We start from the raw sequence: 15,305 nt of genomic DNA, 5'->3' as shown, positions 1-15,305 counted from the left end.
CATGACGTACAACCTGATCACTGTCGACCCGCTCGGGAACGAGGACGTGGCGAAGGCGCTCGCGCGCTGCTTCGGGGTGCCCGTCCGGGATGTCGATGTCGCCGATGAGCAGACGGACCAGACGCTGCGGAGCTGGGATGCCGCTGTCCTGTGCGACCGGGCCGAGGTACGCGGTGATGTCACGACGTCTTTGGACGTCCACGTCCAAGACCGCGTGCCGTCGCCGCCCGACGAGGCCGGCCTGGCCCGCGCCTTCGCCCGAGCGGCTCGCACCGTGGTGCTCTGTCCGGCGATCGAGGAACTCCCCAGCGCCTACTGGCTGATGACCGACCAGGGCACTGTCACCAGGGCACGACTTCTGCTCTCCGACGACGAGGAACCCGTGTACACCGTCGACGCGGTCGAGGCGGCCGTTCCCCGTCTGCCGCACGTCCCGGTCCGACAGCTCCCCGAGATCGTGCGTGAGCAGAGCCGGGAGACATCTCTCAGCACACGTGCCGGTCGCGCTCCGTCGAGTACAGGTGGCTGTCGCGGAACTGGGAGGCGGCCAGGGTGCGGCCGACCAGGATGACGGCCGTGCGCAGGACGCCCGCGTCCTTCACCTGGGCGGCGATGTCGCCGAGGGTGCCGCGCAGGACCAGTTCGTCGGAGCGCGAGGCGTAGGCGACGACCGCGGCGGGGCAGTCCGCGCCGTAGTGCGGGAGGAGTTCGTCGACGATGCGGTCGACGTAGCGGGCGCCGAGGTGGAGGACCAGGAGGGCGCCGCTCCTGCCCAGGGTGGCGAGGTCCTCGCCGGGGGGCATGGGGGTGGCCTGCTGGGCGATGCGGGTCAGGATGACGGTCTGGCCGACCGTGGGGATCGTCAGTTCGCGCTTCAGGGCCGCTGCCGCCGCCGCGAAGGCCGGGACGCCGGGGACGATCTCGTACGGGATGCCGTGGGCTTCGAGGCGGCGGATCTGTTCGGCCACCGCGCTGAAGACGGACGGGTCGCCCGAGTGCAGGCGGGCCACGTCGAGGCCTGCCTCGTGCGCGGCCACGAACTCCCGCTCGATCGCGTCGAGGTCCAGCTGCGACGTGTCGACGAGCCGCGCGTCCGGCGGGCACTCCGCGAGGAGTTCGCGGGGCACGAGCGAGCCCGCGTACAGGCAGACCCCGCAGGCTGCGAGCGTGCGGGCGCCGCGCAGGGTGATCAGGTCGGCGGCGCCGGGGCCCGCCCCGATGAAGTAGACGGTCATCGTTCCTCAACTCGGTTCTCGTTACGGACCACGGACCACTGCGTCACCGGCATCGACTGGCGCCACCCCGTGAAGCCGCCGACCGGCACCGCGTGCGCGACCGAGAGTTTCGTCAGGTCGCCGCCGTGCCGGCGGTACCAGGTCGTCAGCAGGGCCTCGGATTCCAGGGTGACCGTGTTGGCCACCAGGCGGCCGCCGGGGGCCAGCGCCTCCCAGCAGGCGTCCAGGAGGCCGGGGACCGTGAGGCCACCGCCGATGAACACCGCGTCGGGGGAAGGGAGTTCGGCCAGGGCGTCGGGCGCCGCCCCGTGGACCACCGCCAGGCCGGGCACGCCGAGCCGCGCCGCGTTGCGCTCGATGCGCGCCGCCCGCTCCGGGTGCCGTTCGACCGAGTACGCGCGGCACGACGGGTGCGTGCGCAGCCACTCGACGGCGATCGAGCCCGAGCCGCCGCCGATGTCCCACAGCGTCTCGCCGGGGGCGGGGGCGAGCGCGGCGAGCGTCGCGGCGCGGACGTGGCGCTTGGTGAGCTGGCCGTCGTGCTCGTACGCCTCGTCGGGCAGGCCGGGGACGGCGCCGAGGCGGAGGGCTCCGGGGGCGCGGACGCAGGTGATCGCGATGACGTTCAGGGGGTCGCCGGGGGCGTGGTCCCACTCCTGTGCGACGCCTTCGTGCGCCGACTCCGCCTCGCCGCCGAGCTGTTCCAGGACCGTCATGCGGCTGGGTCCGAAGCCGCGGTCGGTGAGCAGGGCCGCCACCTGGGCCGGGGTGTCCGCGCCGGCCGACAGGACGAGGAGGCCGCGGCCGTCGTGGAGCGCGGCGGCGAGCCGGTCCGCGGGGCGGCCGACCAGCGTGACGACCTCGGTGTCCTCGACGGGCCGGCCGAGCCGCGCGCAGGCGTACGCGACGGACGAGGGGTGCGGCAGGATCCGCAGCGCGGCCGCGCCGACCGTCTCGGTGAGGGTGCGGCCGATGCCGTAGAACATGGGGTCGCCGCTGGCCAGGACGGCGATCCGGCGTCCGGCGCGCTCCGCGAGCAGCCCCGGCACGGCGGGCCGCAGCGGCGCGGGCCACGGGACGCGTTCGGCGGTGCAGGAGTCGGGCAGCAGGGCCAGCTGGCGGGCGCCGCCGAGGACGCTCTCCGCGTCGAGCAGGGCCGCGCGCGAGGTCTCGGGCAGTCCGGGCCAGCCGTCGGCCCCGATCCCGACGACCGTCACCGGGGGGTGTATCGGCGCAGTCATTGCCTGGTACCTCGTACGGGGTGCGTCATGCTCGGGAGGGACACGTCACCGGCGCGGGCGTCAAGCGCGACCGCGCCGGGAGCCGCACTCTATCGGGCGACATCGGCCGGCCCGCCGAGCGCCCCTGGGAGCCAGAATGCCCCGTACCCCGCTGACCGGCCGCGTCGCACCGGTCATGCCCGGACGTGACCTGACGGCGACCGCCTCGTTCTACGCCGGCCTCGGGTTCGGCGTCGCCGGGCACTACCCCGACGACGGCTATCTGATCCTCGTACGGGACACCGTCGAACTGCACTTCTTCCACGCCCCGGAGACCGACCCGCTGGCCGGTGCGCACGCCGCGTACCTGCGGCTGGACGGCGGGGCGCGGGCGGTGGACGGACTGTTCGAGGAGTGGCGGAAGGCGGGCCCGCCGGCGGACCCGTACGCGACGCCGCGGCTCGTCGAACCGGACGACACGGTGTACGGGATGCGGGAGTTCGCCCTGGTGGACCCGGACGGGAACCTGCTGCGGATCGGCGCGGACCTGGAGCCGGCGGCGGACTGAGCGCGGGCGCCCGGCGCCGACGCGCCGCCCGCGCGCGGTACCGGCGGCGGCCCGCCGCACGGTGTTACCTCAAGGCCTTGAAAGGGCCTCGGAGAAGGGCCTCAGGGAAGGCAGGGGACGGGATGGCGGCAGCGGGATACGGGGCGGCGGCGCGGGCCTTGATCGTGTCCGCCGTGGTGCTGGGGGCGGCGGCCCTGCCGGGGCCGCAGGCCCGCGCGGCGGACCACTCCGAGGACGATCCGCTGCGGGCGGCCGTCGTGTGGCCGGTGACCGCTCCCCCGCACCTGACGGCGGCCTCCCTCGGCGCGGGCCCCACGGCGCAGGCGGTGTTCGACGACGACGCGCTCGCCGGCCTGTTCGCGGAGGGCGGGCGGCTGCGCGAGGTCGTCGACGCGGGCAAGGGCCACGACGTCAACTGGGTCGTCGACCCGGACCTGGTGATCGCCGCGCAGGAGATGGCCGACGGCTACCGGGTCGCGGGCCCGGACGGCTCCAGCAACCCGCAGGACAGCGTCCGCGGCACCGGACAGGGCGCCGCCCGCGCCTGGCTCGCGGCCCTCAAGGACGCCGTCGACGGGCACGACGTGTGGCTGCTGCCGTACGCGGACCCCGACCTGGCCTCGCTCGCCCATCACCCCGGGCCCGACCGCGACGACCTCACGGAGGCCGTGACCGGACTGGCCGGCGGCGCCCGCACCGACGTCGACAAGCTGCTCGGCGTCAGCACGCGCGCCGGCCTCGGCTGGCCCGCGGACGGCGCACTCGACCGCCGGATCACCGCGCTCGGCACCGATCTCGGCGTGACCCGGATGCTCACCTCCGGGCAGGGGCTCGACCCGGACGGGTCCGACCCGGTGACCATCGGCAAGGGCGACGACGCGCTGACGGCGCTGCCCTACGACGCCGCCGTCTCCAAGGCGCTCACCGCGATCAAGGACCCGGAGCGGCCCTCCCCGACCGCCTCCCCGAGCCCGTCCCCGTCGACGTCACCCTCCGTGTCACCGTCCGGGAACGGGGCACCGAGCCCGGACGCGTCCGGCTCCTCCCCGAGCCCGTCGAAGAGCGAGTCGTCCAGGAGCGAGGCCCAGAAGCCCGACGAGGGCGCCGTGACCGACCTCGCCGAGCAGCTGCGGACCGGCTCGCACCACGTCGTCGTACCGCCCCGCGAACTGTCCGGGCTCGGGGCGCGGACACTCGCCGCGGCGCTCGACGCGGGCGGCGAGGACGGCTGGCTGGAGCTGGAGACGCTCCGCTCGGCCGGGAACGAGGCGGTGGACGGGACGGCCGGGCCGAGCGCGGAGTATCCGGCCGCGCTCCGGGCGAAGCAGTTGTCGGCGCGGCAGCTCGCCGCGGCGGCGGGGGACCTGGACGGACTCGCGACGCTCTCCAAGGTGCTCGCCGACCCGCGGGCCACGACGGAGTCCGTGCACGGGGCGATGGCGCGGGCGCTGTCCACGGCCTGGCGGGGCCGGCCGGACGCGGAGCAGGAGGCGTTCCAGGAGCGGACGACGGACTTCCTGACGGCGTCGGTGGGCTCGCTGCGCCTGGTGCCGAAGACGACGGTGACGGTCACCTCGGGCGACGCGCAGATCCCGGTGTCCGTCGACAACGCCCTCCAGCAGCCGGTCGCCGGGCTCGAACTGCGGGTCACGTCCAGCGACTCGGAGCGGCTGCGGGTCAACGACCCGGCGGTGGCGGTGCAGGCCGCGGGCTCCGCGAACCACACGACGCACATCGGCGTGACGGCCCGCGCCAACGGCAAGGCGGAACTCACCGCGCAGCTCTACACCCGCAGCGACGGGAAGCCGTGGGGCGACCCGATCACGTTCGAGGTGGACGTGACGTCGGTGTCGACCGGGGCGATCGTGGTGGTCGCGGCGGGCGTCGGCCTGATCGTCCTCGCGGCCGGTTTCCGCATGTGGCAGGTCCGCAAGCGCCGTTCGGCGCAGAAGCCTCCGGAGGAGGAGACGGCGGGCGAGGAGTAGGGCTCAGGCTGTGGCTGTGGCGGTGGCGGTGCGGCGCAGGGTGCGCAGGATCAGCCACTGGTCGCCCCAGGCCATGGCGGTCGCGAGGACGGCCATGAGGACGCCGACCACGACACCGCCGGTCGCGGTGCCGAGGGAGAAGCCGAGCGCGCCGAGCGCGAGCCGGACGACGAGGCGCAGGGCGAGCAGGGCGAGGGCCAGGAGCCGGGTGCGCTTGTTCTTCCAGAGGGCCTTCATCAGGCGCATCCGGGTGCGCAGGACGGTGAGGGACAGCGCGAGGTTGAGGACCAGGACGACCGGGATCACCGCGTAGAGCGCGGGGTGGACGCGGGCGATGTCGAAGACCCCGGCGAGACAGCCCATGATCGGGAAGTACCAGGCGGGCAGCCCCTGGAAGTCGGCGTCCGCGCCGCCCTTCCGGGTCTCCGTGTGCGTGTGCGTTTCCGTGACCGTCTTCGTGTCCGTGCTCATGGCCTGTCCCCCGGTGCCGCTGGTGGTGGTGTCCGTTCTCCGACACCACTGATCCTGGCCGGGAGTTGGGGGTCTGCGGCAGAGCGAAGCGTCCCCGGCTCGCCCGTACAAATGTCACGGCCGGAGAGGTCATGCCCAGTCGGGCAGCCAGTGTGCGGCCGGGTCCGGGGGGCGGTAGCCGGCGGTCAGGGCGGTGCGCAGGGCGGTGAGGCCCGGGTGGGGGTTGTCGTCGCGCCACATCAGGGCGAGCGGGTAGAGCGGGGTGGGGCGGCGTACGGGGATCGTGCGGAGGTCGAGGCCGGCGGGGCGTACGAGCGGGGTGCGGGTGCCCACGAGCGTGGCGACGTCGGGCGCTTCGGCGACGGTGCGCAGCAGGTGCCCGCCGCCGAGGTTGGTGCCGCCGGTGTCGATGGTCAGCCCGTACTCGGCCGCCAACTGCTCGTAGTACGCGGCCCATTCGGAGCCCGGGGCGAGGCCCGGCATCCAGAGGCGGTGCCCGGCGAGGTCGCCGGGGGTGACCTCGGCGGCGTCGGCGAGCGGGTGGGCGGGGCCGGTGACGAGGACGACCGGTTCGTCGACGACACGGGCCGCGGTCATCCCGGGCGGCAGCCGCCGGTCGGGCACCCGGGACACCCAGAACGCGGCGTCGAGCCCGCCGTCCCGCACGCCTTCCAGGGCGGCCCGGCCGTCGCCGAGCGCGACGACGTCGAGCGGGACGCCGGGATGGTCGCGGTGGAAGTCGTGGAGCAGACCATTGGTGATGAGGTTGGTGCCGAGGACGTCGACGCGCAGAGGGCGGCTGCCGGGGCGTACGGAGGCGGCGGCGCGGTCGGCGGCCTCGGTGAGGGCGCGGGCGTGCGGCAGGAACGTCTGCCCGTCCAGGGTGAGCCGGGCGCCGCGCGGGGTCCGGGTGAACAGGCGCACCCCGAGCCGCCGTTCCAGCGCGGCGATGCGCTTGGAGGCGGCCTGCTGGGTGATCCCGAGCTCCTGCGCGGCGATCTGGATCTGCCCCTCGTCGGCGACGGCGACGAAGGTGCGTACGGCTTCGAGGTCCACCCGTTCCATACAACCACGGGTTGTACGGATCGGCCCGGTGGTTGTTTGCCGGGCGGGGCGCGCGGGGCGTTGGATCGCCGGGTGACGACAGGGACAGAGCGGGCCGGGGCGGGGCTCGGGCGGGACTTCGGATGGCTGTGGGCCGCGTTCGCGGTGAGCACGGCGGGCAGCTGGCTGGCGCTGGACGCGTTCTCGCTGATCGCGGTGCTGACCCTGCACAGCAGCCCGGCGCAGGTGTCGTTCCTGGCGGCGGCGGGGATCGCGGTCGGGGCGCTGCTCGCGGTGCCGCTGGGCCCGTGGGTGGAGCTCCGCCGCAAGCGCCCGGTGATGATCGCGGCGGACCTGGCGCGCTGCGCGGCGCTGCTCACGCTGCCGCTCGCGTACGTGCTCGGCACGCTGTCGTTCGCGCAGCTGGTCCTGGTCTCGGTGGTCGTGGCGACCGCCGACATCGTCTTCCGGGCGGCGAGCGGGGCGCATCTGAAGGCGCTCGTCCCGGCGGAGGGACTGCTGCTCGCCAACGCCCGCTTCGAGTCGACGACCTGGACGGCGACGGCGCTCGGGCCGCCGCTGGGCGGGGCGGCGATCGGCGCGTTCGGGCCGCTGACCGCGATCGTGGGCGACGCGGTGAGCTACGTCCTGTCGGCGCTCGGCGTCCACGCGATCCGCCGCCCGGAGCCGGAGCCGCCCCGGGGCGGGAAGCGGCTGAGCCGGGCGGAGATCGCGGAGGGCTGGACGTATCTGTGGCGGCGGCCCGAGTTGCGGGCCCTGTTCCTGAACACGACCCTGGTCAACGGTCTGATCATGGTCGGCGCCCCGCTGATGGCCGTGCTGATGCTGCGCGAACTCGGCTTCCCCGTGTGGGAGTACAGCCTCGCCTTCAGCGTGCCCTGCCTGGGCGGCCTGCTCGGCTCCCGCCTGACACCCCGGCTCGTACGGCGGTACGGGACCGGTCGGGTGCTCCGGGTCAGCGGCACGGCCCGCGCCTGCTGGCCGCTGGGCCTGGCGTTCGTCGGGACCGGCACCGGCGGCCTGCTCACCGTGATGGCGGTCGAGCTGGGGCTCGTCTTCTGCTGCGGCGTCTTCAACCCGGTGCTCGCCGGGGAGCGGCTGCGGCGCACGGAGCCGGACCGGGTGGCCCGGGTGCTGTCCGCCTGGACGGTCACGGGCAAGGCGGTGACGGCGGCGCTGACCCTGGCCTGGGGCGCGCTCGCGGCGCTGACCGGGACGCGGCCGGCGCTGGCCGCCGCCGGAGTCCTCCTGCTGGCCACCCCTCTCCTGCTCCGACCTCTCAACTCCCGTACCACATACGGGAGTTGATGACATCAAGACTCCGGGCTCCCGGCGGGCCGCCACCTGAACGGGTGCGAGCGGATGCCGTGACCTGCGGCGCTGTGCACAGTGGCGGCATGTCCACGTCTCCCGGCTTCGGCACGGTCCCGCTCGTCCCCGGCGCCGAACCGCTCCCCGAGCTCGAGGTGCCGCCGCCCGGCCGGCAGAACCGGCTCACCGTGCTGCTCCGGCTGCTCCTGCTGCTGCCGCACGCGGTGGTGCTCGTCGTGCTGTCGGTCGTCGCCGTGCCCGTGGTCGTGGCCGCCTGGTGCGGGGCGCTGCTCATCGGCCGGGCGCCGGACCGGCTCGAGCGGTGGCTCGCCGGTTTCCTCGGCTACGAGACGCGGCTGTCGGCCTCCGCGATGCTGCTCACGGACCGGCTGCCGCCGTTCGCCCTGGAGCGGCCGTTCGGCTACCCGGTGCAGGTGCGGCTGCACTCCTCGGCGCTGAACCGGTTCGCCGTGCTGTTCCGGCTGCTGCTCGTGCTGCCCGCGGCGTGCGTGTGCGCTCTGGTGACGGCCGGGTGGTGGGCCGTGTCGTTCGTGACCTGGCTGGTGGTGCTGACGCTCGGGCGGATGCCGTTGCCGCTGCGCCTCGGCGAAGATGCTGCTCGGGGCGTTCCTGGTGCTCGGCGTCCTGGGCTGGGCGGGCGGTTCGGTCCGCCCGGTGACACCCGCGTCCCTGGAGGCCTCACCGTAACTCCGGCCCTCTCGTCGCCGGGCGCGCCCCGGTGGGGCTTCTCGCGCAGTTCCCCGCGCCCCTGAGATGCGCACTTCGTGCGCGATCTCATCGGGCGCTCGCCCGTCGGGGAAATGCGACCCGAAGGGTCTGCATTTCAGGGGCGCGGGGAACTGCGCGACCAGCCCCCACCGGAGCCGCGGACGAACTGCACGGCGTGTACCCGCGCCCAAAAGAACCCGCACTGCCAAAGTAACCACGAGCAAAACCCCCCAAACCCGCCCCATACGGGAGTACCTCGTGGCGCACGTACACGTGATCCTCAATCAGAAGGGCGGCGTCGGTAAGTCCACGCTCGCCGTGAACCTCGCCGCCGTCACCGCAGACGTCCTCGGCGCCGGCACCGCCAAAAGCGCCGGAGGCGACGGGCAGCCGCCCGTCGTCGCCGTGTCCATCGACCCCCAGGGCTCCGCCGTGTGGTGGTCCGAGCGCGTCGGCGAGGACCTGCCCTTCGACTTCGTGCAGGCCCACGACGACCTGGCCGGCCTCGCCGCGCTGTCCCGCATCCCGTCCGCCCAGCACGTCTTCGTCGACACCCCGGGCTGGCTGGACCTCGCCGAGGACGACGGCACCGACCCGCTCGGCAAGGGCGCCGCCGCCGACGCCCTGCGCGCCGTGCTGTCCAACGCCACCGACGTCATCGTGCCGGTGGAGCCCGAACCGCTGAGCTTCCAGCCGACGCAGCGCACGATCGAGCGGGTCGTGAAGCCGCGCGGGCTGCCGTTCCGCGTCGTCATCAACAACTGGGACCCGCGCGACGGCAAGGCCGACCTGACGCAGACCCGCGCGTTCGTCGAGGCCCAGGGCTGGCCCCTGGCCCGTACCGTCGTGCGCCACTACAAGCTGCACACGCGGGCCAGCGCCGACGGCCTGGTCGTCACCCAGTACGGCGCCAACCGGGTCGCGCTCCAGGCCCGCGAGGACTTCTTCCGGCTCGCCCTGGAGGTGGGGCTCGCCGCGATCCCGAAGCCCGCGCGCAAGCCCCGTACGCAGAAGAAGCAGGGCGCCAAGAAGAAGGTGAACGTCTGATGGGGCGCCGCACGGATCTGTCCTCGCTGCTGGCCACGGGCCCGGACACCGCCGGCGCCTCGACCACCACCCCGGGCCCGCGCAAAAGGCCCGACACGACCCCGCTGACGGTGCCGGTCAGCGACCTCGCCGAGAACCCCGACAACCCGCGCCACGAGCTGCGTGACCTGGACGGACTCGCCGAGACGGTGCGCGAGCGCGGGGTGCTGCAAGCCCTCGGCGTGGTCCCGGCGGCCGTGTTCCTGGCGGCCCACCCGCACCACAAGGAGGCCGTCGGACCGGCCCCGTACGTCGTGCTGCACGGGCACCGCAGGCTCGCGGCGGCCCGGATGGCGGGCCTGGACGAGGTGCCGGTGCTGGTCCGGGACGACGCCAGCCGGTCCGACGAGGACGCGCTCATCGAGAACGTGCAGCGCGACGACCTCACGGAGCTGGAGCAGGCGCAGGCCATCCAGGGCCTGATCAGCGCGTACGGGTACTCGCAGCGCCAGGTCGCGGCCCGGATCGGCAAGACCCAGGGCTTCGTCTCGCAGCGCCTGTCGCTGATGAAGCTGCGCGAGGACCTCCAGGAGGCGCTCGCGGACGGCCGGGTCTCGGTCGAGGACGCCCGGCGGATCGCCCGGCTCCCCCGCGAGGACCAGGCGCTGCCGGGGCACCACGGCGCGCTGCCGAGCCCCTCCGTGCCGGCCGCCCGGGGCGAGCGGCGCGGCGGCCGCGATTACGGCGTAATCAGGATCGACAGCCGGGGCACCCCCGAGGACGTCGTCGAGGCGCTGCGCCGGCATCTGGCCCCGGCCGCCCTCGACCGCGTCGTCGAGCTCCTCGGCCGCACCTGATCCGAACGAGAGGCCCCGGGTCAGTAGGCGACGGACATCCGGCCCCGGGAGTGCGCGTCGCGTTCGAGTTCGTCGACGAAGGCGATCGCGTAGTCCTCGGCGCTGATCCGGCTGTTGCCGTGCTCGTCGGTCATGAGGCGGTCGCCGCCGACGCGGAACTCGCCGGTGCGCTCGCCGGGGCCGATGTCGGCGGCCGGGGACACGCAGGTCCAGTCGAGGTCGTCGACGGTGCGCAGGTAGGTGAGGACATCGCGGTGGGCCAGGGCCTCGCCGCGGTAGTCGTCGGGGAAGCCGGGCTGGTCGAGGAGCATCCGGCCCGGCTCGACGAACAGGTTGCCCGAGCCGCCGACCATGACCAGCCGCGTCACGCCCGACCTGCGCACTCCCGCCACCAGTGACTCGTTCAGGGCCAGGAAGCGCAGCGTCGGATCGGAGCCGTCGCGCGGTGGCGCGAGGGCGCTGGCGACGGCGTCGTGGCCGTCGGCGAGCTCACCCACCCGGACGGGGTCGGAGCAGTCCGCGGCGGCCGCGGTGACGCCGGGCAGCGGGGAGCCGCCGGAACGGCTGACCGCCGTGACCCGGTGGCCGCGGGCGAGGGCCTCGGCGGCGATGCGGCTGCCGACCATGCCGGTGGCGCCGAACAGCACGATGTTCATGCGCCCAGCGAAACACGGGCCCGACGGCCCCGCATGTTGCACTACGCCCCTCGCGAGCGGTCAATGGAATACGGGGAACCCGTGGCCCAAAGGGGTCCCGGGGGACGTGAGAAAGGAGCCCGACATGGCTCAGCACGCGGCACCCGTATCCCGGCGGCGCCCCCGCGGCGCGGCACTCGCCCCGACCGACCCGGCCGTGGTCCTGCCGGTCGTCGCGGGAACCGCCTACGGCTTCTGGGCGGCGAACATCCAGCGCTACGGCGAGGCGGTCACCGGCGGCAACATCGCGCTCGGTTTCGTCACCGGCATCCTCGTGGCGGCGCTCTGCTTCGGCATCCACCAGTGGTCGGCGGCGCAGGCGGGCCGGCACTTCTTCGCCCGCGCGGGCGCCTGGGGCGTGCTGGCCGGTGCCTCGGTCGGGTTCCTGCACAGCCTGGCCGACGGCGGGATCCTCTGGTCCTGCTTCCTCGGCGGGTTCGTCGCCGCGGGCGTCTTCGTCGCGGTCTACTACCGCTACTACTCGGCGAGCGAGTACGTCTGACGGCCCCGGCACGGCCGGCAGCACGGGAGGCGCCCCGGAGGTCCAGGACCTCCGGGGCGCCTCCCGTCGTGCGCGGCGAGTTCGGCGGCTCAGTACGTGACGCCGAACTCGATGCTGGTCTCCGAGCGGAACCAGAACGTCGGGCTGTCCTTGTAGTCGGTGCTGTGACTGTCGCGCTGCGGGTGGTCCGGCGGGCACGGGGTCTCGCAGCTCGGCACGGCGCGGCCGTCGGTGTCGATGTACGTGGCGCTGACCCAGCCGCGGGCGCCGATCAGCCAGAACCAGGCCGGGTCGCCGTGCACCCGGGTGCCGTTGGTCGCGCACTCGATGCGGTCCTGGTCGCCCGGATCGAGCCGGGTGACGACCGGGTCCGAAGTGCTCGGGCCCGAGCGGACGTTGAGTTCGCTCTGGGAGACGACGGTCCCCCAGACGACGCCGCCGCCCGCACTGGCCGGGGCCGCCGCCGTCACGGCGAGCACGCCGCCCGCGACGAGCGTGGCCGCGGCGATGGCCGGAGTTGTTCGGCGCATGATCGTCCTCCTAGCTCCCCACACCCAGGAAACACCCGTTCGGCCCAGTGCTCCACCGGAGCCACTCCCGCCCCAGCGGCAACAGGGCCGTGCACCGGGCCCGACGCCGATGAGTTCGCGGGGCCGCGCGGGTCTGCATCTGTGACGTGACCGCGAGAGGGGCATCCCGACATGAGCAGCACGGCAGCCGCCACTGCGAGGACCCGTACCGGGCTCGCCATCGAGACGGCGGGACTGGTCAAGACCTTCGGCGAGAACCGCGCCGTGGACGGCGTCGACCTGAGCGTCCCGGCCGGGACGGTCTACGGCGTGCTCGGGCCGAACGGCGCGGGCAAGACGACCACGGTGAAGATGCTCGCGACACTGCTGCGGCCGGACGCGGGCGAGGCCCACGTGTTCGGGCACGACGTGGTGCGCGAGGCGGACGCGGTGCGCTCGCGGGTCAGCCTGACCGGCCAGTACGCGTCCGTGGACGAGGATCTGACGGGCCAGGAGAACCTGGTGCTGCTGGCCCGGCTCACCGGCCACGGCAGGAAGTCGGCGGCCGCCCGCGCGGGGCAGCTCCTGGAGGCGTTCGGGCTCGCGGACGCGGCGGGCCGGCAGGTGAAGAACTACTCGGGCGGCATGCGGCGCCGCATCGACATCGCCGCGTCGATCCTGAACACCCCGGACCTGCTCTTCCTGGACGAGCCGACGACGGGCCTCGACCCGCGCAGCCGCAACCAGGTGTGGGAGATCGTCCGGGCCGTCGTCGCGCAGGGCACGACCGTGCTGCTCACCACGCAGTACCTGGACGAGGCCGACCAGCTGGCGGCCCGGATCGCGGTCATCGACCGGGGCCGGGTGATCGCCGAGGGCACCAAGGGCGAGCTGAAGTCCTCGGTCGGGGCGGGCGCCGTGCACGTACGGCTGCGGGACGCGCACCAGCGGCCGGACGCGGAGCGGCTGCTGGCGCGGGTGCTCGACGCGGCCGTGCAGCTGGAGCCGGACCCGGTCGCGCTCACCGCGCGGGTGGGCGGCGCGGGCAACGGGCGGGGCGCCGCCGAGGCCGCGTCCCGGGCGCTCGCCGAGCTGGCCGCGGCCGGCATCACCGTCGACAACTTCTCCCTGGGCCAGCCCAGCCTCGACGAGGTGTTCCTGGCCCTGACCGACCGGACCCCCGACGTCGAACAGACCCCCGTCGACCGGACCCCCGAGGAGGACCCGGCATGAGCACCGCCACCGGTACCGGAACCGGCGAGTCACAGGACCTCGCCCCGGTCAGCGCCGACTCGCTGGCCGCGCTGCTGATCGCCACGGACCGGCCGCGCCGCCCGGGCCCGCTCGCCGCCTCGCTCACCTTCGGCTGGCGCGCGGTCCTGAAGATCAAACACGTACCAGAACAATTGTTCGATGTGACGGCGTTCCCGATCATGATGGTGCTGATGTACACGTACCTCTTCGGAGGCGCGCTCGCCGGCTCCCCCGGCGAGTACATCCAGTACCTGCTGCCCGGCATCCTCGTGATGTCCGTCGTCATGATCACGATGTACACGGGCGTCTCGGTCAACACCGACATCGAGAAGGGCGTCTTCGACCGCTTCCGCACCCTGCCCATCTGGCGCCCGGCGGTCATGGTCGGCTACCTGCTCGGCGACGCCCTGCGCTACACGATCGCGTCCGTCGTCATGCTCGCCGTCGGCCTGATCATGGGCTTCCGGCCGGGCGGCGGGTTCCCCGGCGTCCTCGCGGGCGTGGCCGTGCTGCTCGTCTTCTCGTTCGCGTTCTCGTGGATCTGGACGATGTTCGGCCTGCTCCTGCGCACCGAGAAGTCCGTCATGGGCGTCAGCATGATGGTGATCTTCCCGCTGACCTTCCTCAGCGACATCTTCGTGAAGCCCGAGACCATGCCCGGCTGGCTCCAGGCCTTCGTCAACAACAACCCGGTCACCCACGTCGCCTCCGCCGTCCGCGGCCTCATGGAGGGTGACTGGCCCGCCGACGAGGTGCTGTGGTCGCTGGGCTGGGCCGCCCTCCTCGTCGCCGTGTTCGGCCCGGTCACGATGCGCCTGTACAACCGGAAGTGACACGACACTGGTCCGTCTGTACGAGCCCCGGTCGCGCCCCGCGCGGCCGGGGTCTTGCCTGGGAAGGGTGACCCGCCCCGCCCCCTCCGCCCGCGCCGTCCGCCGCGTGCTCGCGCCCGCCCTCCTCGTCCTCGCCTGTCTCCTCGTCCCCCTCGGCACGCTCTCCACCTGGGCGAAGTACGCGATCGGCGACAGCGACCGGTACGTGGAGGCCATGGCGCCGCTCGCCACCGACCCCGACGTGCAGAACGCGGTCGCCGACGCCGTCACCACCGGGATCATGCGCTCCCTCGACGTGGGCCCGCTCGTCGGCGCCGTCGACCAGTACCTGCACGACGCCGTCGTCTCCTTCACCGGCACCGCCACCTTCCAGCGGGCCTGGGACACGGCCAACCGGGCCGCCCACGACGCCGTGCAGGACGCCCTGGACGACGGCAGCACCGGCGCCGTCACGCTCGACCTCGCGCCCGTCACCGCGCAGGTCAGGCAGCAGCTCATCGACGACGGCGTGCCGTTCGCCGAACAGATCCCGGTGACCCACACCGAGATCACCGTCCTGTCCGCCGGTGAACTCGCCGATCTGCGGGAGGTGTTCCACGTGCTGCAGGTGGCCGGGATCTGGCTGCCGGTGGCGGCCGTCGTGTGCGCCGTCGCGGGCCTGCTGCTCGCGCTGCGCCGCGGCCGGGCGCTCACCGCGACCGCCGTCGGCGTCGCGCTCGGCGCCGCCGCGCTGCTGCTCGCCCTCACCATCGCCCGCGCCCTCACCCTCGACGACCTGAACACCCACGCCGACAAGGCGGCCGCCGGCGCCGTGTACGACGCGCTGACCTCGTCCATGCGGACCGCCTCCTGGATCCTGCTCGGGACCGGCCTCGCGGTCGCCCTCGGATCCTGGGCCTTCGCCCGGTACGGGCCGCCCGGGCGGCGCGCGCGGGCCGGCTCCGGGACGGGCGCGAAGGCGGGCCCGGCGTCACCCGAACAGCCCCGTACGGAATGCCGCGAGGTCCGGCCCGGACGAGCATTCCCGTGACGACGAGGCGGCTCG

At 74.1% G+C, this 15,305-nt stretch carries 17 protein-coding genes; 11 read left to right on the top strand and 6 right to left on the bottom strand.

The genetic code is table 11. The features are described from left to right. The first annotated feature begins 1 nt into the window (after window position 1). The gene (locus ACIBTU_RS05240) at window positions 2-571 is read left to right on the top strand and encodes a hypothetical protein (RefSeq protein ID WP_399124525.1); all 570 of its coding nucleotides are present in this window, start codon (window positions 2-4) and stop codon (window positions 569-571) included. Here ACIBTU_RS05240 and cobM read toward each other — a convergent pair. Together cobM and cbiE are read right to left on the bottom strand one after the other, a co-directional pair. Continuing rightward, the gene (gene cobM / locus ACIBTU_RS05235) at window positions 486-1,235 is read right to left on the bottom strand and encodes a precorrin-4 C(11)-methyltransferase (protein WP_399124524.1); all 750 of its coding nucleotides are present in this window, start codon (window positions 1,233-1,235) and stop codon (window positions 486-488) included. The genes ACIBTU_RS05240 and cobM overlap by 86 nt on opposite strands. After that, window positions 1,232-2,476, bottom strand: coding sequence for a precorrin-6y C5,15-methyltransferase (decarboxylating) subunit CbiE (cbiE, locus tag ACIBTU_RS05230; protein ID WP_399124523.1), 1,245 nt, complete (start codon window positions 2,474-2,476; stop codon window positions 1,232-1,234). Before cbiE ends, cobM begins: the two co-directional genes overlap by 4 nt. Window positions 2,477-2,612: 136 nt before the next feature. Here cbiE and ACIBTU_RS05225 point away from each other — a divergent pair, with 136 nt between their 5' ends. Both ACIBTU_RS05225 and ACIBTU_RS05220 read left to right on the top strand, forming a co-directional pair. Beyond that, window positions 2,613-3,023 (top strand): bleomycin resistance protein, encoded by a 411-nt coding sequence (locus ACIBTU_RS05225; RefSeq protein ID WP_399124522.1) that lies wholly within the window; start codon window positions 2,613-2,615, stop codon window positions 3,021-3,023. A gap of 122 nt (window positions 3,024-3,145) precedes the next feature. Continuing rightward, the gene (locus tag ACIBTU_RS05220; protein WP_399124521.1) at window positions 3,146-5,008 is read left to right on the top strand and encodes a DUF6049 family protein; all 1,863 of its coding nucleotides are present in this window, start codon (window positions 3,146-3,148) and stop codon (window positions 5,006-5,008) included. Window positions 5,009-5,011: 3 nt separating this feature from the next. On the opposite strand, the gene ACIBTU_RS05215 is transcribed toward ACIBTU_RS05220, so the two are convergent. Continuing rightward, on the bottom strand, window positions 5,012-5,479 hold the full coding sequence (locus ACIBTU_RS05215) for a hypothetical protein (RefSeq protein WP_399124520.1): 468 nt from the start codon (window positions 5,477-5,479) through the stop codon (window positions 5,012-5,014). Window positions 5,480-5,608: 129 nt separating this feature from the next. Next, complete coding sequence (locus tag ACIBTU_RS05210) at window positions 5,609-6,535, bottom strand: LysR family transcriptional regulator (RefSeq protein ID WP_399124817.1); 927 nt, start codon at window positions 6,533-6,535, stop codon at window positions 5,609-5,611. Between the two features lie 81 nt (window positions 6,536-6,616). Here ACIBTU_RS05210 and ACIBTU_RS05205 point away from each other — a divergent pair, with 81 nt between their 5' ends. The 4 genes from ACIBTU_RS05205 to ACIBTU_RS05190 all read left to right on the top strand — a co-directional run bounded on the left by ACIBTU_RS05205 (window position 6,617) and on the right by ACIBTU_RS05190 (window position 10,467). After that, the gene (locus ACIBTU_RS05205) at window positions 6,617-7,852 is read left to right on the top strand and encodes an MFS transporter (RefSeq protein WP_399124519.1); all 1,236 of its coding nucleotides are present in this window, start codon (window positions 6,617-6,619) and stop codon (window positions 7,850-7,852) included. A gap of 89 nt (window positions 7,853-7,941) precedes the next feature. Beyond that, window positions 7,942-8,628 carry a DUF4389 domain-containing protein gene (locus ACIBTU_RS05200; protein WP_399124518.1) on the top strand — a complete coding sequence of 229 codons (687 nt, stop codon included), beginning with the start codon at window positions 7,942-7,944 and terminating at the stop codon, window positions 8,626-8,628. Between the two features lies 1 nt (window position 8,629). Then, window positions 8,630-9,631 carry a ParA family protein gene (locus ACIBTU_RS05195; protein ID WP_399124517.1) on the top strand — a complete coding sequence of 334 codons (1,002 nt, stop codon included), beginning with the start codon at window positions 8,630-8,632 and terminating at the stop codon, window positions 9,629-9,631. Further along, entirely contained in the window at window positions 9,631-10,467 is an 837-nt protein-coding gene (locus ACIBTU_RS05190) for a ParB/RepB/Spo0J family partition protein (RefSeq protein WP_399124516.1), read from the top strand. Before ACIBTU_RS05195 ends, ACIBTU_RS05190 begins: the two co-directional genes overlap by 1 nt. Window positions 10,468-10,487: 20 nt before the next feature. On the opposite strand, the gene ACIBTU_RS05185 is transcribed toward ACIBTU_RS05190, so the two are convergent. Continuing rightward, the gene (locus ACIBTU_RS05185) at window positions 10,488-11,123 is read right to left on the bottom strand and encodes an NAD(P)-dependent oxidoreductase (protein ID WP_399124515.1); all 636 of its coding nucleotides are present in this window, start codon (window positions 11,121-11,123) and stop codon (window positions 10,488-10,490) included. Between the two features lie 124 nt (window positions 11,124-11,247). On the opposite strand from ACIBTU_RS05185, the gene ACIBTU_RS05180 reads away from it, so the two are divergent. Next, window positions 11,248-11,664 (top strand): hypothetical protein, encoded by a 417-nt coding sequence (locus ACIBTU_RS05180; protein WP_399124514.1) that lies wholly within the window; start codon window positions 11,248-11,250, stop codon window positions 11,662-11,664. A gap of 89 nt (window positions 11,665-11,753) precedes the next feature. Here the strand turns inward: ACIBTU_RS05180 and ACIBTU_RS05175 are convergent, their stop codons facing one another. Further along, window positions 11,754-12,194, bottom strand: a complete 441-nt coding sequence (locus ACIBTU_RS05175; protein WP_399124513.1) for an SH3 domain-containing protein — start codon at window positions 12,192-12,194, stop codon at window positions 11,754-11,756. Window positions 12,195-12,365: 171 nt separating this feature from the next. On the opposite strand from ACIBTU_RS05175, the gene ACIBTU_RS05170 reads away from it, so the two are divergent. The 3 genes from ACIBTU_RS05170 to ACIBTU_RS05160 all read left to right on the top strand — a co-directional run bounded on the left by ACIBTU_RS05170 (window position 12,366) and on the right by ACIBTU_RS05160 (window position 15,290). Continuing rightward, window positions 12,366-13,406 carry an ATP-binding cassette domain-containing protein gene (locus ACIBTU_RS05170; RefSeq protein WP_399124512.1) on the top strand — a complete coding sequence of 347 codons (1,041 nt, stop codon included), beginning with the start codon at window positions 12,366-12,368 and terminating at the stop codon, window positions 13,404-13,406. After that, complete coding sequence (locus tag ACIBTU_RS05165) at window positions 13,403-14,260, top strand: ABC transporter permease (protein ID WP_399124511.1); 858 nt, start codon at window positions 13,403-13,405, stop codon at window positions 14,258-14,260. The genes ACIBTU_RS05170 and ACIBTU_RS05165 overlap by 4 nt, the downstream gene beginning before the upstream one ends. A gap of 67 nt (window positions 14,261-14,327) precedes the next feature. After that, window positions 14,328-15,290 carry a hypothetical protein gene (locus ACIBTU_RS05160; RefSeq protein ID WP_399124510.1) on the top strand — a complete coding sequence of 321 codons (963 nt, stop codon included), beginning with the start codon at window positions 14,328-14,330 and terminating at the stop codon, window positions 15,288-15,290. Window positions 15,291-15,305: the final 15 nt, after the last annotated feature.

The sequence above is a fragment of the Streptomyces sp. NPDC050145 genome (assembly GCF_044460245.1).
GTDB lineage: Bacteria > Actinomycetota > Actinomycetes > Streptomycetales > Streptomycetaceae > Streptomyces.
This window is presented reverse-complemented; position numbering and strand designations above follow the sequence as displayed.

Bases quoted from the DNA above. Each gene is read 5' to 3' on its own strand.
- cbiE (WP_399124523.1), bottom strand. From the start codon at position 2,476: ATGACTGCGCCGATACACCCCCCGGTGACGGTCGTCGGGATCGGGGCC.
- ACIBTU_RS05240 (WP_399124525.1), top strand. From the start codon at position 2: ATGACGTACAACCTGATCACTGTCGACCCGCTCGGGAACGAGGACGTG.
- ACIBTU_RS05175 (WP_399124513.1), bottom strand. From the start codon at position 12,194: ATGCGCCGAACAACTCCGGCCATCGCCGCGGCCACGCTCGTCGCGGGC.
- ACIBTU_RS05165 (WP_399124511.1), top strand. From the start codon at position 13,403: ATGAGCACCGCCACCGGTACCGGAACCGGCGAGTCACAGGACCTCGCC.
- ACIBTU_RS05180 (WP_399124514.1), top strand. From the start codon at position 11,248: ATGGCTCAGCACGCGGCACCCGTATCCCGGCGGCGCCCCCGCGGCGCG.
- ACIBTU_RS05215 (WP_399124520.1), bottom strand. From the start codon at position 5,479: ATGAGCACGGACACGAAGACGGTCACGGAAACGCACACGCACACGGAG.
- ACIBTU_RS05225 (WP_399124522.1), top strand. From the start codon at position 2,613: ATGCCCCGTACCCCGCTGACCGGCCGCGTCGCACCGGTCATGCCCGGA.
- ACIBTU_RS05170 (WP_399124512.1), top strand. From the start codon at position 12,366: ATGAGCAGCACGGCAGCCGCCACTGCGAGGACCCGTACCGGGCTCGCC.
- ACIBTU_RS05220 (WP_399124521.1), top strand. From the start codon at position 3,146: ATGGCGGCAGCGGGATACGGGGCGGCGGCGCGGGCCTTGATCGTGTCC.
- ACIBTU_RS05190 (WP_399124516.1), top strand. From the start codon at position 9,631: ATGGGGCGCCGCACGGATCTGTCCTCGCTGCTGGCCACGGGCCCGGAC.
- ACIBTU_RS05185 (WP_399124515.1), bottom strand. From the start codon at position 11,123: ATGAACATCGTGCTGTTCGGCGCCACCGGCATGGTCGGCAGCCGCATC.
- cobM (WP_399124524.1), bottom strand. From the start codon at position 1,235: ATGACCGTCTACTTCATCGGGGCGGGCCCCGGCGCCGCCGACCTGATC.
- ACIBTU_RS05195 (WP_399124517.1), top strand. From the start codon at position 8,630: ATGCGCACTTCGTGCGCGATCTCATCGGGCGCTCGCCCGTCGGGGAAA.
- ACIBTU_RS05200 (WP_399124518.1), top strand. From the start codon at position 7,942: ATGTCCACGTCTCCCGGCTTCGGCACGGTCCCGCTCGTCCCCGGCGCC.